The sequence below is a fragment of the Novosphingobium umbonatum genome (assembly GCF_004005905.1).
In the GTDB taxonomy this organism is placed as follows: Bacteria; Pseudomonadota; Alphaproteobacteria; order Sphingomonadales; family Sphingomonadaceae; genus Novosphingobium; species Novosphingobium umbonatum.
In genome coordinates, this window is the sequence record NZ_SACO01000001.1 from 311906 (window position 1) to 328560 (window position 16655).

The window sequence follows — 16655 nt, forward strand, 5'->3', positions numbered from 1 at the left end:
AAGGGCGCAAAAAAGGGGCGGCAAGATCATCCTGCCGCCCCCTTTGGGTTTAGAACTTGACCGTCACATCGGCCAGATAGCTCGGCCCGTATTTTTCATAGCGGGCCAGCTGGTTGGGATCATTGGCGTAATAGAAACGCGCCGCCTGATTGGTCAGATTGTTGGCCTGCACCCGCAGCGAGATCGCCTTGGTGATGGCATAGCTGACGCTGACGCCCAGATTGGTTTCCGATTGCAGGCGGGTCAGCTTGGACGCATCCCAGCCAAAGATCACCGTCTGCGGACTATGGCGCTTCAGGCCCACACGCGCGTCAATGCCATGGTCGGAATACCACAGGTCCAGCTGGCCGGTGAAAGCGGTCAGGCCCACAGCGGGGAAAGGATTGCTGACGGGGCTCAGCTCACGCAGGTTGGAATCGAGCAGGGCCACATTGGCGTAAACGCCAAACTTTTCCAGCGCAGGCACGAACCAGAAGGGCGTGGAGAGCGACACTTCCGTGCCCGCCACATAGCCACCCTTGCCATTGGCGGGGCCGGTGATCTGATAGGTCGTGCCGCCAATATTCACCGGATAGGTGGTGTAGCCGATGCTGGTGCTCACATCCTTGTAATAGCCTGCCAGCGCGACAACGGCATCCTTGTGGAAATACCATTCCAGGCTGAGGTCACCCTGCGTGGCCATGAAAGGCTTGAGCGAGGGATTGCCCGCGCTGCCCGCCAGATAGCCCGAGGAGGGGTAATAGGACAGGTTCTGGCTGGCGCGCAATTCGTCCAGCGGCGGACGCGCCATCACCCGCGCCACACCGGCGCGCAGTTTCAGCGTAGGCTGCAGGTCGAAATTGAGGTTCAGGCTGGGCAGCGCGCGGAAATAATGGTTGGTGCTGTTGACGGGGTTATAGCTCGTCACATTGGCATTGGCGGCATTGTCCCATTGGGTCACGCCCTGATAGGCGCCCGAATGGGTGGTGACATCAATGAAGCGCACGCCAACATTGCCATAGAAGGGCACCGAACCGGCATTGCCCAGCAATTCGGCCTGCACATAGCCTTCAAAATTATCCTCGCGCACGCGCCAGAACTGGCTCTTGTCGCGGGTGGTATTGGCGACATTGAGCGCGGCAATCGCGTCATAATCGGCATAGAGCATGTTGGGCGCGGTAAAGCCGCCACCTGCCGTGCTGAAGGAGGAGAAGGCAGGTGTGCCCTTCACGCTGACCGTGCCGCCGGTTTGCGAGTCAAAGCTTTTCACGCGGTTGGAGAAGCGCAGGCCAGCGTTGAGCGAGGAGATGATCCCGCCATGCAGCTTATATTGCAGATCCACCTGCGCCGCGCCCAGCGTGTCCTGCAGACGCTGCGGGCCGGTCAGCCCCTGACCTGCAAAGCTTTGCGCGCTGGCGGCGGTCAGGTCCACCGGCGTGGTGATCGAGGGCACCACATTGGCGGCGGTGTTAAACGTCACGCTTTGCGGATAGAGTACCCATTCCAGCGCCGACCATGTGTTCTTGCGCAGCGCCTGCGAATAGGAGCCGTCGAACTTCACCGTCACATCCTCGCCGCGATAGCGGGTGTTGAAACCGGTGGCGAACAGGGTCTTGTCCTCGACATATTTGGCGATGACATTGGTGGTGGTGGTTTTCCAATTGTCCACCGTGGCGCCCACAATATCGCGGCCCGCCAGCGTGAACTTGCCCGCCTGATAGGTGGAATCAGGGATGGTGCCGCCCCAATCGCCCCAGCCGCCAAACCACTGCTGGAACTGCTTTTCATTGATCTTCACGTTCGAATAGAGAACGTCGAGGCTGGCATCCCAATGGTCGCCATCCTTCCATTGCAGGGCGCCCGTGGTGCTCCAGCGGGTTTCCTTCAGCGCCTTGACCTCGGTCTGCGCACCCCAGGGGGCATAGACAGCCTGACCATTATAGGTTGGCGGGCTATTACCAGCATCGGCATTGTTATAGCCCCAGCCCTGGAACGAGGCATAGCCGTTCTTCTGCTGCTGATAGCTGCCGCCCAGCGCGAGGCCCAGATTGTCGCTCAGGCGCGTGACATATTGCAGGCTACCGCGAGTGCCAACGGTGTCATAGCCGGGAATCTTGAAGCCCGGATCGTTCATCTGCGCCCCAGCCCGCGCGGTCAGCTTAGGACCGGAATAGTCCAGCGGACGAATGGTACGAATGTCGATGGTAGCGGCCACACCGCCCGCGATCAGGTCAGCGCCCTGCGACTTGTAGACGGTAACGCCCGAAACCGCTTCGGAAGGATAGATTTCCCAGCGCACATTACGGTCCGGTTCCGACGAGGCCACTTCGCGCCCATTGACCAGACCCAGCACCAGACGCGGGCCAAGGCCACGCACCGAAGCCTGGCTGGCATTGCCGCGGTCACGCGTTGCGGTCACGCCCGGCAGGCGGGCCAGCGAGTCCGCAATAGTGACATCGGGCAACACGCCAATGTCCTTGGAAGAGATCGTTTCGGTCACCACCATGGCGGCGCGCTTGGCATTGATGGCGTCGCGCAAGGAGGCGCGCAGGCCGGTGACGACAATGTCCTGCGTGGTATTGTCGGCGGCGGGCGCGGCTTGCGCATAGGCCGCGCCCGAGGCAAGCGCCAGAACGCCGGCCAGCGAGGCCTGAAGATATTTCGTATGCTTCACAGATATCCCTCCGAAAAAGCTCATTCGTATTTATCACATAAATAAGATTCGAAACCGCAACTTGTCAAGCACACCCCTGTTGCGCCTTGGCAACAGACGCGCAAAAACGCCGGACGCATCGCTGCATCCGGCGCGAAATAGACGGAAAGGACAGGCTTAGTTTGCGGGCTTCACCCCGCGCACCGCCACAGCGGCCAGCGCCAAAGGCCCGCAAAACAGCGCAAAAATCGCCAGCAAAGACCAGTGCTGCCCCAGCGCCCAGCCGCCCAGCAAGGGGCCGGTGAAAGCACCAATACGCCCAATGCCAAAGGTCCAGCCAATGCCCGTGGCGCGCACGCGATCAGGATAGACCTGCGCCGCCAGCGGATAGAGCATGTTAAACCCGCCTTGAAGCGTCACGCCCATGATGAAGGCCGTGCCCAGCACGCCCGCCAAAGGCATAGGCACGCCGCCAAACACCAGAAACACCGCCGTGGTCAGCCCCAAGAGCGTGGAGCACAGGATCTTCACATCCGCCCGCGTGCCCAGCAGGCTCATCGCCACCGTGCCGGTGAAGGCGCCGAAATTATAGATCGCACTGGCAATGATCGCCTGCGTTTGCGGCAGGCCAGCCTCGATGGAAAGCTTGGTGATCCAGCTGGTGATGAAATACAGCGCCATGAAGCCGCAGATCGCCGCGATCCACAGGCGGATCGAATTGGGCAAGCGCTCACCCGCCATCACTTCGCGCAAGGGGGCCTTTTGCGTTGCCCCCGCCGCGCCATCCAGACCGGCGGGCAGCACCAGCAGAATAGCAGGCACAAACAAAGCCGAAACCAGCGAGGTGGCCAGCAGCACATTCTGCCAGCCATAATGCGGCAAGGCCCATGCGGTGACAAAGCCGGTCAACATCGCGCCAATCGGATAGCCTGCCTGCAACACGCCCACGGAGAAATTGCGATGCTTGGGCGGCGACACCCGCGCCGCAATCGCCGCGATACAGGCCAGCACCGTACCAATGCCGATACCCACCACAAAGCGCACCGCCGCCAATTCAGGCACCGATCGGGTAAAGCTGGACACGGCCATGGCTACCGCCATCAGGCCCATCGCCACCGCCACCATCCGGCGGCGGCCAAAGCGGTCAGCCAAAGGCGCCAACCCCAGCCCGCCCACTGCCATCCCCGCCAGCCCCATGCTGAACACCATGGACAATTCGGCGGGGGACACGCCCCATTGGCTTTGCAGCGAGGGCGCGATGAAGGACACCACCAGCACATCCATGCCATCGGCCATGTTCAGCGCAAAGCACAGAGCCACAATCAAAGCCGAGGCTTTGGTCCACTCTCCCCCGTCCGAGGCGCCCGATGGCACTTCGGCTGCAACCTGTCCCATGTCTTTATCCTTAGTCTGGAAAGCTGGTCTTAGAAATCCACCGGATCGCGGTGCGCCGCCTGCGCGCTTAAACGGACCGAAGCATTGGCCGCGCCATAGGCGTCATAACCGCGCCGCTGCACCACTTCGAAGAAAATACGCTTGGCCACCGCGCGGCTATAGAACTGGAAATATTCGCCATTATCGTCGCGGTCATACATGATGTTATGCTCGGCCATGCGGGCGACCAGATCAGCGTCCAGCCCGAAACGCGCCTCCAGATCGGCATAATAATTGGGGCCAACGGCAAGGAAGGGCAGGCCCGCATCCTTCGCCTTGGCCGCCGCGGCAAAGATATCGTCGCAGGCAAAGGCAATATGCTGCACGCCCGCGCCAAAGTAATTGTGCAGGAAGCGGGTCGACAGGGCATTGGCCGCCATCGAACCATTGAGCGTGAAGCGCAAAGGCTTGCCCGCGCCCGCCACGCTGCCCGCGCGGCTTTCCACCGCCTGGCTATAGACAATGCCCATCGGGTCGGCGATTTCCAGCTGCGGTGTTTTGGTGAAGTCGAACAAGCTGGTGTAATACAGCAGCCAGCCGAGGAATTCCTCATATTGCATGGTCTGCGCAATATGGTCGACGCTGGTCAGCAGGCCATCCTGCTTGGCCTGTTCCAGCGCATGGGGAAATTCCTCCGCCCACATGGCATCGCGCGTGGCGCCATCCACCAGATAGAACAGCGAGCCGCCCACCCCGCGCAGCGCCGGAATTTGCCATTCGTCCGGCGCCACCGATTGGGCAAAGCGGTCAATGTCCAAAGCTGCGGCACGGTCAATCGCGCCTTGCTGGTCATCAACGGTCAGGCCCAATGCGCAAACCGATCCGCCATGCACCATGTCAAAACTATGCGCCAAACCTTCCGGTTCGGAATTGATCACCAGATTGATGCCGCCCTGCTGCCAACGCACCACATCCTTGCTGCGATGGCGGCCCACCGGCGCAAAGCCCAAAGCGTGGAAGATGCGGCCAAATTCCTCCGCCTCGGCATGACTGGCGGCAAATTCGATGAACTCCACCCCCTGCGGCGCGACCGGTGCAGGCAATTCGGCGGCACGGCGCAGCGCGATGCCCGACTGGTCATGCAACACTTTTAGCCCGCGAATACCATCGCGCGCCACCGAGCTGGCCGAACCGGCGCGGAAGCGGTCGTTGAAAATTTCAAGGCTCCAATAGCCATCATAGCCGATGCGACGCAGCTGCGCGCCAAATTCCACCAAGGGAAAATCGCCCTGGCCGGGCATACAACGGAAATGGCGGCTCCAATTGAGCAGGTCCATCTGCAGGATCGGCGCATCGGCCCATTGCACGATGAACAATTTGTCGGCGCGAATGTCGCCAATGCTGGCCGAAGGGATGTTGCGCGACAGCGAGTGGAACGAATCCAGCGTCAGGCCCAGCGCAGGATGGTCCACATCACGCACCAGCGCCCAAGCATCGCGATGGTCATTAATATGCGTGCCCCAAGCCAAAGCCTCATAGGCAAGCCGCTTATCATGTTCACCCGCAATGCCCGCAATCCGCGCCAGATCCTCCAGCAGCACATCGCGCTCCCCCACCGCATGGGGCGAGCAATTGGAGCAAAGCAGGATCAAGTCCGTGCCCAGATCCTCCATCACCGCGAACTTGCGGCGCATCCGTTCTTCGGCGCGGGCGCGTAGGTCGGGGGACAAGCCTTCATAATCGCGGAAAGGCTGCAACATCGCCACTTCCAGCCCCAGATCACGGCAAATCGCCCCGATCTCCTTGGCCGATTGCGCGGCGGACAGCAGGTCATTTTCGAAAATCTCCACCGCATCATAGCCACGCGAGGCAATGGCAGAGAGCTTTTCCACCAGCGTGCCGCTGATCGAAATGGTGGCGATGGAGGTTTTCAGCTTGGTCATCCCGCAATTCCCGCCTTTATGCTTTCTGGTCTGATTCCGCAGCGATAGCAGCTTGCAACGTGGCAAGCATCCTTTCCCTGTCGGGGATGACGCCGGTGAAATGTTCAAACGCCTTGGCCGCCTGCCCCACCACCATGGACACGCCATTGGCATGGGCGATGCCGCGCGCACGGGCGGCGGACAACAACTGCGTCTCCAGCGGGAAATAGATAATATCGGCCAGCCATTGGCCTTCATCGAGCAGGTCAGGATCAAAGGGCACGCCGGGCACCGATGCCATGCCCACCGGCGTGGCATTCACGATACCGGCGCGCCCCTTGATGGCCCCGACCGGTTCCGCTGCGACCCGAAAGGCACAGTCGGGGCATATCGCTTGCAATCTGTCAGCCAGCGCCTGCGCGCGGCCTGCGGCAGGATCATACAGCACCACCTCGCCCGCGCCCAATTGCGCCAAAGCCAAAGCGGTTGCGCTGCCCGCGCCGCCAGTGCCGATCTGCGCCACGCTGGCGCCTGCGATCGATCCGAAATGACGTTCGATCAGCCATGAAAAACCGATCCAGTCGGTGTTCTCGCCGATGATCTTGCCATCGCGGAACACCAGAGTGTTGACCGCTTCGAGCACCTGCGCCTCCGCGCTTAACTCATCGCAAAGCGCGGCCACGGTCTGCTTGAAGGGAAAGGTCACATTGCTGCCCGAATAGCCCATGTCGGCCAGCATTTTGACCGCACGGGACAATTCCTCGTCGCCCCAGCCCATATGGGTGAAATCCACAAGTCGATAGGCCAGCGCCATGCCCTGCGCCCGCGCCTCTGCCTCGTGAATGGCGGGCGAGCGACTGGCCAGAATGCCGCGCCCGATCAGGCCCACCGCATGGCTGGACAGAAGGCTGGTGGAATGGAGGGAGCTTTGCAGGTTCATAACGTCACGCCACGGTTGGAAGAGGGAAGAAAAAGCGGGAGAGGACTGGAATTGCTGCCCTCTCCCGCAGTCAGGGTGACTGGATAATGAATGATATACAACATTGCATTCTCTCCGGACGCCCCTCCGGTCAAGAGGGGGAAGACCAAACGGGGCCGTCCGGAGAAAGGCATCAGCAAGCCTGCATCAGAAGGCCACCGTCAGCGATGCACCGACATAGCGGTAGAAGTCACGCGGCAAGGCCTGAGCCACCGCGCCAGCCCCACCGACCGAGCCCGAAATGCGGCGCAAACCGGCCACATATTGCTTGTCGAACAGGTTCTTGACGAAGAGGTTGACCTTATACTTCTCGTTGGGCGAGGTCAGGTTGATGGTCGCATTGGCCACACCGAAGGAGGGACGCAGCCACACCGAATTGGGGTTGTTGGCATCGGCCAGATTGGTGAACAGCGTCTTGGCGGTCCATGTGTAGTTGGTCGAGAAATTGACCCCCCAATCCTTCACCACCACGTCATAGCTGGCCGTGGCGCCCCATTTGGTCGCAGGGGCATTGAGCGGCTGCCCACCCTTGATGTTGAGCGTGGGGCTGACGAACAGATCGCCGAACTCGTTCTTGGCGAACAGGAAGTTGCCCGAGAGACGCAGTTGATCGGTGGGACGCGCCACCACTTCGCCTTCGATACCCTTGGTATAGAGCTTACCTGCCGAACGCAGCACCGGAGCGCCCGAACCATCGGTGCCCGAAGAGCTAGTCTGATAGCCATCAAACGTGGTCTTGTAGCCGGTGACGTTGACCGTCAGGCGGCGGTTGAAGAATTGGCTTTTCACACCCAGTTCGAACGAGGTCGAAGTTTCCGGCGCGGCAGGCAAAGCGGCCATGCCTGCGGTGGTCACGAACATATCAGCGTCAATGCCCGGCCCCTTGTAACCCTTGGCAAAGGAGGCATAGGTCATGAAATCGCGGCTAAATTCATAACGCGCCGTGGCGCGGCCCAGCACAGCATCCTTGCTGAAAGTGCGATAGAAATTCCAGTTGGGCGTACCGGCATTGGCGCCTCCGCTGGTCGCCGCACCGATATGATCACCATTGGGACCGGTGACCTTCTTGTGATCCCATTTGATTTCATCATGCACAAAACGCGCGCCCGCCGACAGGGTCAGCTTTGACGTGGGGTGCAGGTTGATATTGGCAAAGGCGGCGGAATTGATGTTGCGCACCTTGGTGATCATATCCGCAAACACATAGGCGTTGGGATTGGCCACGGTGACCGTGGTTGCGGTGGGGAACACCACATTGCCCGCGATGTTGGACCGCACACCGCCGATGGTCAGGTCGCGCTCGGTCAGCGAGTTATAGTAGAACGCGCCGACGATGTAATCGGCAAAGCCGCCCGTGGGCGATGCCAGACGCAGTTCCTGACTGAACGTATCGCTCTTTTCCAGACTGTTGCTTTCGCCGCAGATCAGGCTGCCATTGGTGGTGCGGCAGGAGAAATCAATGTTGTTGAGCAGCAGCGACTTCATCTTGGCCAGCGCATCGGCCGCCGAAATGCCGGGGTTGGTGGCGCTGAACAATTGCTGAGGCGTTACGCCGGTAAAGGGCGCATTGGTGCCGTCGCGGTCACGGATCGCAAAGTCGCGATACTGGCGATAGGCCGTAATACTGGTCAGCGTGAAATCGCCCAGCTTGGCATCCACCGTCAACGAAGCGCCACGGTTCTTCTGCCAACCGACCTGCTCGGTGTCGAAATTGACATAGCGGCTGTTGGGACCAACCGGAGCTCCAGTAAAGGCCGCGGTCACGTTGCCGCTGGCGGCGGCCACACGCAGCGGTTCGCCGCAGCAATCCGCCTTGCGATAGGCCCAGTCGCCCGCCAGCGTGAAGGTCAGGCCATCATGGGGCTCGTACAGGAACTTGCCGCGCAGGCCATAGGAGACCGAATTGTTCACCGTCTTGCCGGTGGCTTTGTTGATCACCAGACCGTCTTCGCGATGGTAATAGCTGGAAACGCGGAAAGCCGTCGTGTCGGACAGCGGGCCGGTCAACAGGCCGTTGATCCCGAATTCATTGTTCTGCGCGGCGGTCATTTCGATCTTGCCGTTCAGCTTCTTGCGGTCCGGCCCCTTGGTGACGATCACCACCGCACCGGCCGAGGCATTCTTGCCCTGCAGCGTGCCTTGCGGCCCGTTGAGCACTTCGACGCGCTCCAGATCGTTCAGCCCGTCAAACACCGAGCCAACGCGGGTGTAGACTACGCCATCGACAATGGTGGAAACCGAAGGCTCGACACCGACCGAGAAAGTTTCGGTGCCGATGCCACGGATCGAAAAGTTGAACAGGCGGGCTTCGTCAGCCGCCTGAAAATTCAGCGTGGGCGAGATCAGGCCGAATTCCTTCGGGCTGGCAATCGCCATCTTTTTCAGCGTGGTGGCTTCCACAGCCTGGATCGACACCGGCACCGATTGGAGGCGCTCGGAACGCTTTTGCGCGGTCACGATGATTTCGCCAGGGGCAGCGGGCTGAGCCGCTTCCTGTGCCTGGGCCGAGGTGGAAAAAGCCAGCGCAAGGGCCAGCGACGCGAAGGAAACGCGCGAAATAATCGCCATCAGAAAACTCCCCCTGAGGAATTGCTCGACACCCTTTCAAGAGCGCCTGTTTGCCATATTGGTATGATACGGACCGTTTGGTATGTCAACAACAAACATTCTGGTTGGAATGTTGTTGCAGATATCGCTCCTGCTGCTACCTTGCCCCGCAATGCGAGAGGCAAGACAAAAGTGACGACAAAAACCCCTAAAGCGCCCCGAAAAATGCGCGATGCCGATGCGACCCGCGAGGAAATCCTCAGGGTTGCTACTGAAGTCTTTGCCAAAAATGGCTTGCATGGCGCGCGTGTAGAAGAATTGGCCTCCCTAACCGCCACCAGCAAGCACATGATCTACTATTACTTTGGCAGTAAAGAGGGCTTGTACGCCGCCGTACTGGACAAAGCGTATAAAGACTTCCGTACGGCAGAAAGTGCTTTGGATTACGAAGCACTGACACCTTCGGAAGCTCTACGTGCGATTGTCGGGATCACTTTCGATTCGCATCAGGCCAATCCGCATGTCGTGCGGATTATTATGTCGGAAAATCTGGACCATGGCCGCCATTTGCAAGGCAGCGACCAGGCCCAGCAACGCGGGCAGGTTTTGGCCACGCTGGAACGGATTATCCAGCGCGGACAGGCCAGCGGCGAGTTCCGCGCCGATATTGACGCGCTGCATCTGCATATGACGATCAGCGCACTGTGCTTTCACTTTATCGCCAACCGTTACACATTTGGCACAATTTTCGCCGTGGATCAGACCGATCCCGTTATGGTGCAGGCCCGCCGCGCCGAAGTGGTCAGCACCTTGATGGCCCGTTGCCTGAAGGGAGGCGCTGCGTGAGTCGCGCCCTTTCCCTCGCCGCGCTAACCGTGCTGGAGGCGGGGCCGGTGGAAACCATCCGCATCGCCGCCGCCACCGGCTATAGCCATGTCGGCCTGCGCCCCGTAGCCGCCACGCCCACCGAAAAACACTGGCCAATGTTGCGCGACAAGGCATTGGCCGCCGACATCAGCGCCGCTTTGGCGGTTGAGAATATCGGCGTGCTGGACGTGGAAATCCTGCGCCTCACCCCCCAGATCGATTGGGACGAGGTGCAGGCTACGGTCGATTTCGCGCAAAGCCTTGGCGCGGCCCGCGTGTTGGTGGCCGATAATGATCCCGATGCCATCCGTTCGCGCGAATCGCTGGCGCGCATGGGGGCCATTGCCGCGCCTGCTGGCGTGACCATGGCGCTGGAATTCATGCCATGGACCCACGCGCCCAATCTGATCGCCGCGCGCGACAGGGTGCAGGGGCTGGAGGGCGTGACCATGCTGGTGGATGCCTTTCACCTTGTCCGTTCGGGCGGCAAGGTGGAGGACATTGCGCAGGGCGACCCGCTGATTTCCTATCTCCAGCTATGCGATATTGCGGGCCCCATCCCCAGCATGGACGCCATCCTGCAAGAGGCCCGTGCCGACCGCCTGTTCCCCGGCGAGGGCGAGGTGGATCTGGTCACTTTGCTGCGCCGCCTGCCCGATCTGCCGATCAGTCTGGAAGTGCCCGCCGACCGCCTGCGTCTGGCAGGGGTTAGCGCGCAAAAGCGCGCCGCGCTGGCCATCGCCGCCACACGCCGCGTGCTGGAACAGGCCGATGGCTGAATGCGACCTGCTGGTCATCGGCTCGGGCGCGGCGGGTCTGTGTGCGGCGGCGACCGGCGCGGCGCTGGGGCTGGACGTTGTACTGGCGGAAAAATCCGATGTGCTGGGCGGCACTACCGCTTGGTCGGGCGGATGGATGTGGCTGCCGCGCAACCGCCATGCGGTGGAGGCAGGCATTATCGAGCCGCGCGAAGCCCCACGTGACTATCTGGCCAGCGTATTGGGCAATCGCTTTGATCCTGCCCGCATCGATGCATTCATCGACACTGCGCCTGCCATGGTCGATTTCCTGACCGAGCGCGGCTTTGTGTTCGAGGCGGGCAACCGCATCTGCGACATTTATGGCGACAAGCCGGGCGCTGGCACAGGCGGACGCTCGCTGATCGCGGCGGCCTATGATGCGCGGGCCTTGGGCAAGGATCTGGCCCTGCTGCGCCGCACCAAGCGCGAGACCAGCTTTATCGGCATGCCCATTCAGGCAGGGCCGGATCTGGGCGCTTTCCTCAACGCCACCCGTCGCCCCGCAGCCTTTGTCCATGTGGCGCGGCGGATGCTGCGCCATGGCTGGGATCTGGCGCGCTATGGGCGGGCAACGCATCTGCTCAATGGCGTGGCGCTGGTAGCGCGGCTCTATGCGCTGGCCAAGCGTGATGGGGTCCAGTTTCGACTTGGCGCGGGTGCGGTGGAATTGATCGCGGACCAGACCCGCGTGACGGGCGCCGTGCTGGAAGGCCCGCAAGGGCGCGAGGCGATATATGCAAGGCGCGGTGTGGTGCTGGCCACGGGTGGCTTTTCCGCCAATCCGGCGCTGCGGACGCAGATGTTCCCGCATCCAGAATCACATGAAACGCTGGCGGTTCCTGAATGTGATGGCGCGGGCCTGCGCCTAGCCCGCCCGCTGGGCGCCGCGCTGGGCGATGATCTGGCCGCCAATGGCGCATGGTGTCCGGTCAGTCGCGTGACATGGCCCGATGGCCAGCAAGGCATTTTCCCGCATATTATCGAACGCGGCAAACCGGGCGTAATCGCCGTGCGCGCCAATGGGCGGCGCTTCGTGAACGAGGCCAATGGCTATCACGATTATGTCTCGGCTTTGCTGGCGGCCACCCCGTCAGGGGAAGAGGCCCGTTCGTGGATGATTTGCGACCATCGCTTCCTGCGCCGCTGGGGGCTGGGCGTGGTGAAACCTGCGCCGCTACCCGTCACCTATTGGCAGCGCAGCGGCTATTTGCGCAGCGCTGGTACATTGGCCGAACTGGCGCGGATGTGCGGGATAGATGAAGCGCTGGTGGATACGGTGGCGCGCTATAACCAAGGCGCGCGGCAGGGGCGTGATGACGAATTTGGCCGTGGCTGGTCGCCCTATAACCGCTATCAAGGCGATCCCGAACTCTCTCCCAACCCCAATGTCGCGCCCATCGAACATGGCCCATTTCATGCGGTCGAGGTCGTGCCGGGCAGTTTCGGCAGCTTTGCGGGCCTGAAAACCGATGCCCATGCCCGCGTGCTGCGCGAGGATGGCGCGGTGATCGACGGACTCTATGCCGCGGGGGCGGATATGGCCAGCATCATGGGCGGCCATTATCCGGCGGGGGGCATCAATCTTGGCCCCGCCATGGTGTTTGGCCATCTGGCCGCGCGCCATGCGGCGGGGATGGATTAGAGCGTTTTCCGATCATTCAGGATCGAAAAACGCGATAAGCCCGCGCGGCGATTGAGCGTCGCTTTTCCGTTCGCGTCAGCTTGAACGGAAATCGCACTAAGCCTTACAGCCAGCCTGAATCTTTTGCAGCAATTCCAGCGCCATGCGGAATTCGGCATCGGTCAGCACACCGGCAAAGCTGTTCTCGATCGAATGGACCACGCCGCGCGCTTCCTCCAGCTTGGCCTTGCCCGCTTCGGTGATGAACAGGCCTTGGGCGCGGCGGTCGCTCTCGATGCTTTCCAGCATCAACAGGTCCTTGCGCGTCAGGCTGGCGATCATCTGGTGGATCGTGGCGCGGCGCATACGGAACAGACGGGCCAGTTGCGATTGCGTGACGCCGGGGTTCACTTCCACCAGCCACAGGATCGAGGTCTGCTTGGGCGTCAGGTCCATCAGACGCAGCGCAGGGTCCAGATCAAAGGACAAAGCCGCATAGCCAATGCCCAGATTGAAGCCCAGCAGCCGGTCCAGTCCGTTCAGGTTGATCTGGCCATTGTCACCCTCGCCACCGTCAACGGCAACGCTGTCAGGCATACGGGCAAGCGGCGAACGGGGATCAAGCACGGCGGGGCGACCTTCCTGAAGCCTTGGGTGCGACAGCCCAAGGTGGTAGTTTCTGTAAAAGTATGTGTTCTATACAGTCAGCGCGCAAGTCGCAAATTGTGCAGGTGCAAGTCAAGCCCCCAGACTCGCTTCGCAGGTGCAAAATAGGGCCGATCCGTTGCACATCACGCAAAGGACTGGCTAATTTTCAGCCAGCCTCTTTCACACGCCAAACCAAACGCGCCTGACCACCGGCCGGAACGCGCAGCAACCATAGCGGCTTGCCATCGCGGGCGCCCAATTTGGCCGAAGCCCCGCGCAGCGACTCGCCCTCGCCCAGCATCAGCCGCGCCTCCACCTGCACCGGCCAGCGGTTGGTGTTGCGGATCACGCTGGTCATTTGCGCCATGCCTTTGCCCATTTCACGCCGCTGCGTTTCCATGCGCAGGCGGGGGCTGTCGGCCACATCCAGCCGCAGCGTCTCGCCCACCGCCTTGTCCTCCAGCGTGGCCTCCCCCGCAGGGATTTGCGCCGCGCCCAGCCCCTGCGTCACCACCAGTTGGCCAGCGGGTAGGGCCAGCCCCAGCCCGTCCGCCTTCACATTGCGCATCACCAAGCGGATGCGGGCATGGCCCTCGCCATCCTGTGGCTCCAGATCCAGCGCGTGGACGATGGCCAGCTTCACCCCTTTGCGATCCACCAGCGCCACCTGCTTTTGCGCATGGGCAGCCACCGTGGTGGGCAAAGGCAGGCGGTAGAGCTTCACATCGCCCAAGGCTTCGGGCCGCACCAGCTTGGGCGCCACACGGCGGGCGGTGACCAGCACCTCCATCGGAGCGGCCATCGCGACGGGCGGAGGCGGAGGCGGTGCCGACATCGCACTGGGCGATTGCAGATCTGGGCCGCCAATCGGCAGCGGGACGCTAACCCGACAGCTCATCTCCAGCGCCTCGACCTCTTGCGGCGCGGGCGCGCTATCCACCCGTCGCAATTTGCCCGCCACTACAGCAGCCTGCGCGGCGGAAAAGCTGGTGGCATCGCTGCTGGCCAGCGTCACCCATCCGGTCAGCCCTGCGCTACGGCCATCGGGCGACAGGCGCGCTACATAATGCGCCTGCCAGTCAAAGCCCCAAGCCAGATAGGACAATTTCACCCGCGCCGTCACCGCCTTGGGGGAGCGTACCATCAGGGACAGGCTGGGCCGCGCCTGCAATCCCGCTGGCAGGCCATCATAGGCGAGCCCATCCTGAAACCCCGCGCAATTGGCGATCTCAAACCCGCGCCTGGTTTGCAGCACCGCCGCGCCATCGGGGGCGGAACGGATGATCGCCTCCTCCTCAACGACCCGCCCCTGCGGATCATGGCGCTTAATCGTCACAGGCCGTCTAAAGGCGCGAGCATAGAGGTTGCGCGGGGATAGCAGATCGGCATCAAGGTTCTTTTCCGCCACACTGGCGGGAAGCCCCGTCACCAAAGCGCTTTCCGCCAGCATCCCCGCCGCCACACCATCAAAACGCAACACCGCCTCACCCGCAGGCAGGCTGATGTCGCGCTCCTCGGTCACCAAAGCATAGCCTTGCAGCCAGTCCAGCTGCAACGCTTGCCCCGCAGGCCGATTGGGCGCGCGATAGATGGTGACCGAGGTGGCGCGCGGCGGCGCAGCCTCCACCACCGGAGCGCCCACTGGTGCTGCGGCCAATACTGCCGCCGCCAGAGCCAGCGCCATATCAGTAACGCGTGTCGATTTGCGCGGTCAGCGCCAGCGAGCCATGCGCGGGAATGGTAACATGCCACACGCGCTCATTGGCATTGCGCTGTTCGCCCTTTACGCTTTCGGCCGACACGCGCGTATCATGCGCCCCGCCGTCAAGCCCCGCCTGCACCACCTCGACCTCCACCGGCTGCGCCCGCGCATTGGTCAGATTATAGCGCATATGGGTGCGCCAATAAGTCTTGGCCGCCTCTACCGTGGTCACCTTGTCGCCAACGCGGAAACGCGCCACGCGCTCCCACTCGCCCGCATCGATCTTCTCGCGCTTTTCCAGCACAGGCTGGATTTTAACGTCAAAGGCCTCGCCGGTCTTTACCGTCAACAGGCTACCCTGCGGCGTATGGGCAATGCTGTCCTCGCCGATGAATTGCGCCTGCCCGCGCGCATCGCGCATATAGATACGCATGGTGCCAGCGGGCAAAGCATCGCCCAACCCTTCCTTGGCGCCGGTGGAGAAAGCCAGCGAGGTGGCAAAGCTCTGCGCCTCTTCCTGCGCGCCCAGCCAGTCATTGCGGAAAGAATAGACCTTGTGCGCTGCCGCTCCGGTGACGTTGAGGAAACTGATCTGCTTCTGCTGCTGGTTGGCCACCTGCACCCGGCCGCTGATGGGGTAGACGTAGAAATCGCCCAATTGCTCGCGGGTACTGCCTTCAATGCCCATGGCCTGTTCGCCGGACACCACGCCACCGCGGCGGAACACCGGCTGTGGGGTGTCATCATCATCGCCACCGCCCGAAACGCCAACATCGCCCGCCACCAGCAACACTTTGGCCGCGTTAAAACTGGTGCCGCTGGTGTTGTTCAGCGTCACCCAGCCCTGCACATCCATCTTGCCCGCCACCTCGTCAAACAGGGCGACATAATCCGCCTTCCAGCCAAAGCCGCGTGAGAGATAGGACAGGCTGACCGGCCTTGTGCCACTCTTGGCCGCGTCCAGCGCCACGCTGAGAGTCGGGCGGGCCTTCAACCCCTCGGGCAATTGGTCAAAAACCAGACGCGCCTTCATGTCGCCCAGCACTTCGATCCGATTGCCGATCTGCACCAAAGTCCCGCCATTATTGGCCAGAATGCGCCCCTTCTCCACGGTTTCGGCACCCGTAGCGGGGTTGGTGCGGATGATGGTCACATCCTGCCCCACGCCCTTGTCGACCAGCCTTTCGGGGCTGAGCAGGTCATAATCGAAATTCTGCTCCAGCACGCTGGCTCCGGGCGCAGCAATCGTCACCGTTTCGGGGCGAATCTGGGCGGAAACCTCGGCCATTTCCTGCAAGCTGCGTCCAGCAGGAAGGGGCAAAGAACGCACATCCTGCACCAGCGCCAGATCGTGGTTGTAAATAGTGATCGCCACCTCGCCCTGAGCGCTGGCCACGGCCCTGCCCTGATCGGCAAAAGCCACACCCTGTCCCAAGCCGCCCATAGCCGCCCCTGCCAACCCAATGGCCGCCCAATTCTTCATGCCCGCACCCTCTTTCCTTGGCCCAGAGGCGGTTTACCGCATCCAGGCCCTGTCGCCTACGTGCAACATCGCGGGCCGGC

The 16655-nt window shown here is 61.9% G+C and carries 11 protein-coding genes; 3 read left to right on the forward strand and 8 right to left on the reverse strand.

Going from position 1 to position 16655, the window contains the following annotated elements; all coding sequences use genetic code 11:
• Positions 1-49: 49 nt before the first annotated feature.
• The 5 genes from EOE18_RS01365 to EOE18_RS01385 all read right to left on the reverse strand — a co-directional run bounded on the left by EOE18_RS01365 (position 50) and on the right by EOE18_RS01385 (position 9475).
• Positions 50-2653 carry a TonB-dependent receptor gene (locus EOE18_RS01365; RefSeq protein WP_164852626.1) on the reverse strand — a complete coding sequence of 868 codons (2604 nt, stop codon included), beginning with the start codon at positions 2651-2653 and terminating at the stop codon, positions 50-52.
• Between the two features lie 156 nt (positions 2654-2809).
• Positions 2810-4027 (reverse strand): MFS transporter, encoded by a 1218-nt coding sequence (locus EOE18_RS01370; RefSeq protein WP_127705417.1) that lies wholly within the window; start codon positions 4025-4027, stop codon positions 2810-2812.
• Positions 4028-4056: 29 nt separating this feature from the next.
• Complete coding sequence (locus EOE18_RS01375; protein WP_246027194.1) at positions 4057-5949, reverse strand: bifunctional sugar phosphate isomerase/epimerase/4-hydroxyphenylpyruvate dioxygenase family protein; 1893 nt, start codon at positions 5947-5949, stop codon at positions 4057-4059.
• 16 nt (positions 5950-5965) lie between these two features.
• Positions 5966-6868: a shikimate dehydrogenase gene (locus tag EOE18_RS01380; RefSeq protein ID WP_127705419.1), complete on the reverse strand. Its 903-nt coding sequence runs from the start codon at positions 6866-6868 to the stop codon at positions 5966-5968.
• Positions 6869-7054: 186 nt separating this feature from the next.
• A complete protein-coding gene (locus EOE18_RS01385) occupies positions 7055-9475 on the reverse strand; it encodes a TonB-dependent receptor (RefSeq protein ID WP_127705421.1) in 2421 nt (806 codons plus the stop codon).
• 21 nt (positions 9476-9496) lie between these two features.
• On the opposite strand from EOE18_RS01385, the gene EOE18_RS01390 reads away from it, so the two are divergent.
• From EOE18_RS01390 to EOE18_RS01400, 3 genes are read left to right on the forward strand one after another with little or no spacing between them, the layout of a single operon-like run.
• A complete protein-coding gene (locus EOE18_RS01390) occupies positions 9497-10300 on the forward strand; it encodes a TetR/AcrR family transcriptional regulator (RefSeq protein ID WP_127705423.1) in 804 nt (267 codons plus the stop codon).
• Entirely contained in the window at positions 10297-11100 is an 804-nt protein-coding gene (locus tag EOE18_RS01395) for a sugar phosphate isomerase/epimerase family protein (RefSeq protein ID WP_127705425.1), read from the forward strand. Before EOE18_RS01390 ends, EOE18_RS01395 begins: the two co-directional genes overlap by 4 nt.
• Positions 11093-12763 (forward strand): FAD-dependent oxidoreductase, encoded by a 1671-nt coding sequence (locus tag EOE18_RS01400; protein WP_127705427.1) that lies wholly within the window; start codon positions 11093-11095, stop codon positions 12761-12763. The genes EOE18_RS01395 and EOE18_RS01400 overlap by 8 nt, the downstream gene beginning before the upstream one ends.
• Positions 12764-12859: 96 nt before the next feature.
• On the opposite strand, the gene EOE18_RS01405 is transcribed toward EOE18_RS01400, so the two are convergent.
• The 3 genes from EOE18_RS01405 to EOE18_RS01415 all read right to left on the reverse strand — a co-directional run bounded on the left by EOE18_RS01405 (position 12860) and on the right by EOE18_RS01415 (position 16575).
• The gene (locus EOE18_RS01405; RefSeq protein WP_127705429.1) at positions 12860-13369 is read right to left on the reverse strand and encodes a MarR family winged helix-turn-helix transcriptional regulator; all 510 of its coding nucleotides are present in this window, start codon (positions 13367-13369) and stop codon (positions 12860-12862) included.
• A 187-nt stretch (positions 13370-13556) separates the two neighbouring features.
• The gene (locus tag EOE18_RS01410) at positions 13557-15074 is read right to left on the reverse strand and encodes a DUF4139 domain-containing protein (RefSeq protein ID WP_127705431.1); all 1518 of its coding nucleotides are present in this window, start codon (positions 15072-15074) and stop codon (positions 13557-13559) included.
• 1 nt (position 15075) lies between these two features.
• Entirely contained in the window at positions 15076-16575 is a 1500-nt protein-coding gene (locus EOE18_RS01415) for a DUF4139 domain-containing protein (protein WP_246027195.1), read from the reverse strand.
• Positions 16576-16655: the final 80 nt, after the last annotated feature.

Bases quoted from the DNA above. Each gene is read 5' to 3' on its own strand.
- EOE18_RS01370 (WP_127705417.1), bottom strand. From the start codon at position 4,027: ATGGGACAGGTTGCAGCCGAAGTGCCATCGGGCGCCTCGGACGGGGGA.
- EOE18_RS01375 (WP_246027194.1), bottom strand. From the start codon at position 5,949: ATGACCAAGCTGAAAACCTCCATCGCCACCATTTCGATCAGCGGCACG.
- EOE18_RS01380 (WP_127705419.1), bottom strand. From the start codon at position 6,868: ATGAACCTGCAAAGCTCCCTCCATTCCACCAGCCTTCTGTCCAGCCAT.
- EOE18_RS01385 (WP_127705421.1), bottom strand. From the start codon at position 9,475: ATGGCGATTATTTCGCGCGTTTCCTTCGCGTCGCTGGCCCTTGCGCTG.
- EOE18_RS01400 (WP_127705427.1), top strand. From the start codon at position 11,093: ATGGCTGAATGCGACCTGCTGGTCATCGGCTCGGGCGCGGCGGGTCTG.
- EOE18_RS01410 (WP_127705431.1), bottom strand. From the start codon at position 15,074: ATGGCGCTGGCTCTGGCGGCGGCAGTATTGGCCGCAGCACCAGTGGGC.
- EOE18_RS01415 (WP_246027195.1), bottom strand. From the start codon at position 16,575: ATGAAGAATTGGGCGGCCATTGGGTTGGCAGGGGCGGCTATGGGCGGC.